Raw genomic sequence first — 4,362 nt, forward strand, 5'->3', positions numbered from 1 at the left:
TCGACGACGCGCGCCCCCGGGAACACATCCGCCTCCGCCAGGATCTGCGCGGCGTCCTTCGGGTAGACGATCGCCGCGCCGCGCGGCATCGACATCACGAAATCGCGCAGCAGCGGACGAAGCGCAAGATACTCGTGACCGCCGCTGCCGGTGACGACCGACCCGTCGGGCTGACCGATCAGCGACGTGTGCCGCAGCACGCCGTGGTGGGTGTGCAGCTCGCCGTCCTGACGCAGGGTGATCGTGTGGAGGCGTCCCTTCGGACCGGTCAGCTGAACACGGTCGCCGACCCGGAAGGGGCCGCTCGGGCGTGCGGCGGTCATCGGTTCTCCTCCGCGGTGCGGTGCGCCGCGTGCAGGGCGGCGAGGTCGTCGGCGGTGCGATCGGCGAGCGTCGGCCAGAGCTCGTGGGCGCCGACGCCCTCGAGCGACACCATGAGGGGCACGCCGAGCGTCACCGCCCCGGAAGCAGCGGCGGCGCGCACGCCGGTCGGCGAGTCCTCGACCGCCACGGCGTCCAGCGGTGACACACCGAGGGCCTCGCAGGCCTGGAGATAGGGATCGGGATACGGCTTGGGCCGCGCGACGTCGTCGCCGCCGACGATGACGTCGAACGCGTCGAAATCGATGAGCGACACCACGTGGTCGGCCATGCGACGCATGGACATCGTCACGAGCGCCGTCTTGATGCCGGCCGCACGCAGACTCCGCAGCAGCTCCTTCGCGCCGGGCCGGAACGGCACGCCCTTCTGCGAAAGCTGCGACATGACCTCGGAGGTCAGGTGGTCGACGATGTCGCCCTTGCTCATGCGCACGCCAGCCGACTGCAGGATGCCCGCGGAATCCTCCAGCGCGAGTCCCACCAGCTGCAGCGCCTGCTCGTGGGACCAGGTGCCCCCGAAGCTCTCGATGAGCGGTGTCTCGGCGGCCATCCAGTACGGCTCGGTGTCGACGAGGGTTCCATCCATGTCCCACAGGACGGCGGCGATGCGCGGAGAATTCACCCGCCCATGCTACGCACCCGGCGTCCCGCCCACCGCCCGGATCGGGGTCGCCCGCGCCTGCCGCTGCGCCCGTGCGCGCGGAGCGTGCCTATCCTGGAGGGACCGATCGGGGAGGTTGTGTGGACGCACTGGGACGCCGCGTGCTGGTCGCCGCGTTCGACGGGTGGAACGACGCCGGCGAGGCCGCATCCGCCGCGCTTGCGCACGTGAAGGGCTCCGGCGACTACGAACCGGTGTTCTCCGTCGACCCGGAGCTGTACTTCGACTACCAGTACACCAGGCCGCATCTGGTCGCCGACGCCGAGGGACACCGCCGTCTCACCTGGCCGGAGGCGACGGTTCTCCGTCCGACCGAGCCGCAGGGCGACACCGAGCTCTGGCTGCTGACCGGGGTCGAGCCCGCTCGTGCGTGGCAGGCGTTCAGTGCGGAGTTCATCGACGTGGCCCTGCGCGAAGACATCACCGGCTTCGTGTCGCTGGGGTCGATGATGTCGGATGTCCCGCACACGCGCCCGATCTCGGTCTTCGCCGGCAGCGAGAACGATCAGGTGCGCGAGACGCTCGGACTCGAACGCGGCAGCTACGAAGGACCGGTGGGCATCCTGTCCGTGCTGGGACATGCCGCCGACGCGGCGGGCATCCCCACCGCGAGCCTGTGGGCGAGCGTGCCGCACTACGTTGCGGGCCACACGCCGTCCCCGAAGGCATCACTGGCTCTGCTGGACCGACTCGAGTCGCTCACCGGCATCCCCGTCGGTCGCGGCAGCCTCGCGACCGAGGCGATCGCGTGGGAGGCGACCATCGACGCGGCCGCCGCCGACGACGAGGAGATGACGGAGTACATCCGACAGCTCGAGGAGAACCGCGACACCGTCGATTCCCCCGAGGCCTCGGGTGACGCGATCGCCCAGGAGTTCGAGCAGTATCTGCGGCGGCGCGGCGACGGTCCGTCCAAGCCCGGCCGCGACGACCGGCGCTGATCCCCTCTCGCGGGGGCCCGGGTCAGTACGCGTCGATGACGCCGAGGCTCAGCAGCACGATGAGGACGGTGCCGAGCGCGACGCGGTAGAGCACGAACGGCAGGAAGCTGTGCCGTGAGATCCACCGCATGAAGAAGGCGATCACGGCGAGAGCCACGACGAAGGCGACCACCGTCGCCAGGGCCGTCTCGCCGAGGGAGAACACCCCGGGCTCGTCCCAGCTCTTGAACAGCTGGTAGAAGCCGCTGCCGAACACGGCCGGGATCGCGAGCAGGAACGCGTATCGCGCCGCGGCGGCGCGTTCGTAGCCCATGAACAGTCCCGCCGTGATGGTGCCGCCGGATCGGGAGACGCCCGGGATGAGCGCCAGGCTCTGCGCGAATCCGTAGACGACGCCGTGGCCGACGGTGAGATCGTTCAGAGAACGACGCTTCGCCCCGACGTGATCGGCGATGCCGAGCAGAACGCCGAAGAAGATCAGCATCGCGGCGATGATCCACAGCGAGCGGAACGTGGTCTCGATCTGATCCTGGAAGAGCAGGCCCAGCACGACGATCGGGATGCTTCCGACGATGATCAGCCACCCCATCCGCGCATCGGGGTCGTTCCGGGGAATGCGGCCGAACAGGGCGAGGAACCAGTTTCGGATGATGCGCACGATGTCACGCCAGAAGAAGACCACGACGGCCGCTTCGGTGCCGATCTGCGTGATCGCGGTGAAGGCGGCACCGGGGTCCTCGGCGGTGGGCAGGAACTCGCCGAGGATGCGCAGATGGGCGCTCGAGGACACGGGCAGGAACTCGGTGAGTCCCTGCACGAGGCCGAGCACGATCGCCTCGAGCAGTTGCATGGGGTGGCCTTTCGGTGAAGTCAGCAGGTGCGCAGCAGGTCGCCGAGCACGCGCTGGCCGAACACGAGCGATTCGACCGGCACCCGCTCGTCGACACCGTGGAACATTCCGGTGAAGTCGAGATCAGCGGGAAGTCGCAGCGGCGCGAACCCGTATCCGGCGATCCCGAGGGACGCCAGTGCTTTGTTGTCGGTGCCGCCGCCCATGAGGTACGGGATTACCGGCACGCCAGGGTCGTGGCGAGCCAGCGCCGCGACCATCGCATCGATCAGGTCGCCGGCGAAGGGCACCTCGAGCCCGATGTCGGAGTGGACCACGTCGACGGCCACGTCGTCGCCGACGATCCGCTGGATGTCGGCCAGTGCCGCATCCTCCGTGCCGGGCAGCACCCGCACGTCGATGAGCGCTTCGGCGCGGTCGGGGATGACGTTGTGCTTGTAGCCGGCGGTGAGCCCCGTCGGGTTGGTCGTCGTGCGCAGCGTCGAGCGCAGGAATCCCGCGGCCGGCCCGGTGCGCCGCGCGAGACTGTCGGCGTCGTCCCCGGCGGCGCCGGTCAGCTCGCCCAGCATGCGGGTGAACTCCCGTGTCGTGTCCGTGAGGTGCACCGGCCACTCAGTGCGTCCGAGGGCGACGACCGCCTCGCCCAGCCGCGTGACGGCGTTGTCGTCGTGCACGCTCGAGCCGTGCGCGGCGCGTCCGGTCGCGACCAGCCGGATCCAGACCAGGGCCTTCTCCCCCACCTGCAGCAGATAGGCACGCCGCTCACCGACGTGGATCGAGTAGCCGCCGACTTCGCTGATCGCCTCGTTCGCGCCGGCGAACCATTCCGGGCGGTCCCGCACGACGAGGGAGGAGCCCTCGATGCCGCCGTTCTCCTCGTCGGCGAAGAACGCCAGCACGATGTCGCGGTCGGGCTGCTCCCCCGCACGCGCCATGTCGGCTACGGCCGTGAGGATCATGGCGTCCATGTCCTTCATGTCCACCGCGCCGCGCCCCCACAGCATCCCGTCGCGGATCTCGCCGGCGAACGGGTCGACCGACCAGTCCTCGGCGATGGCGGGAACGACGTCGAGGTGACCGTGGAGCACGAGTGCCGGCCGGTCTGGATTGCGGCCCCGGATCCGCGCGTGCACGTTGGTGCGCCGCGGGATGGGCTCGTAGTAGTCGACGGCCAGGCCGAGATCTTCCAGGTAGGAGCCGACGTATTCGGCCGCCTCCCGCTCCCCCGCCGCATTTCCGCCGCCGTGGTTGGTCGTGTCGAAGCGGATGAGGTCACGCGCCACGCGTGCGACCTCGGGGAGGTCGGAGGGGGTCGCCGGCATGCGCACCAGGCTACCGGGCCGGGACGCGTCGCTCGGACACGCGCGGGACCACCGCGGGTAGGGCGTTCGGTGCGGAACGTGCTAGGCTCGACCCTCGGTTGCGAAAGCTGCCGACCACCTGCGCGGGTGGCGGAATAGGTAGACGCGCTAGCTTGAGGTGCTAGTGCCCGTATTAGGGCGTGGGGGTTCAAGTCCCCCCTCGCGCAC

The 4,362-nt window shown here is 69.9% G+C and carries 4 protein-coding genes, 1 tRNA gene and 1 pseudogene; 2 read left to right on the forward strand and 4 right to left on the reverse strand.

Going from position 1 to position 4,362, the window contains the following annotated elements; all coding sequences use genetic code 11:
• Both B4E30_RS15610 and B4E30_RS15615 read right to left on the reverse strand, forming a co-directional pair.
• Positions 1 to 323, reverse strand: a pseudogene (locus B4E30_RS15610) (tRNA (adenine-N1)-methyltransferase); the annotation flags it as partial.
• A complete protein-coding gene (locus B4E30_RS15615) occupies positions 320 to 1,003 on the reverse strand; it encodes an HAD family hydrolase (RefSeq protein ID WP_071043543.1) in 684 nt (227 codons plus the stop codon). The pseudogene B4E30_RS15610 and the gene B4E30_RS15615, both read right to left, overlap by 4 nt.
• A 119-nt stretch (positions 1,004 to 1,122) precedes the next feature.
• Between B4E30_RS15615 and B4E30_RS15620 the strand changes: the two genes are divergently transcribed.
• A complete protein-coding gene (locus tag B4E30_RS15620) occupies positions 1,123 to 1,983 on the forward strand; it encodes a PAC2 family protein (RefSeq protein WP_071043544.1) in 861 nt (286 codons plus the stop codon).
• Between the two features lie 22 nt (positions 1,984 to 2,005).
• Here the strand turns inward: B4E30_RS15620 and B4E30_RS15625 are convergent, their stop codons facing one another.
• Both B4E30_RS15625 and B4E30_RS15630 read right to left on the reverse strand, forming a co-directional pair.
• A complete protein-coding gene (locus tag B4E30_RS15625) occupies positions 2,006 to 2,833 on the reverse strand; it encodes an undecaprenyl-diphosphate phosphatase (RefSeq protein WP_071043545.1) in 828 nt (275 codons plus the stop codon).
• Between the two features lie 20 nt (positions 2,834 to 2,853).
• Positions 2,854 to 4,155, reverse strand: a complete 1,302-nt coding sequence (locus B4E30_RS15630; protein ID WP_286796126.1) for a M20/M25/M40 family metallo-hydrolase — start codon at positions 4,153 to 4,155, stop codon at positions 2,854 to 2,856.
• 120 nt (positions 4,156 to 4,275) lie between these two features.
• On the opposite strand from B4E30_RS15630, the gene B4E30_RS15635 reads away from it, so the two are divergent.
• A tRNA-Leu gene (locus tag B4E30_RS15635) sits at positions 4,276 to 4,361 on the forward strand.
• Position 4,362: the final 1 nt, after the last annotated feature.

The sequence above is a fragment of the Microbacterium sp. UBA3394 genome, assembly GCF_002358725.1.
GTDB lineage: Bacteria > Actinomycetota > Actinomycetes > Actinomycetales > Microbacteriaceae > Microbacterium > Microbacterium luteum.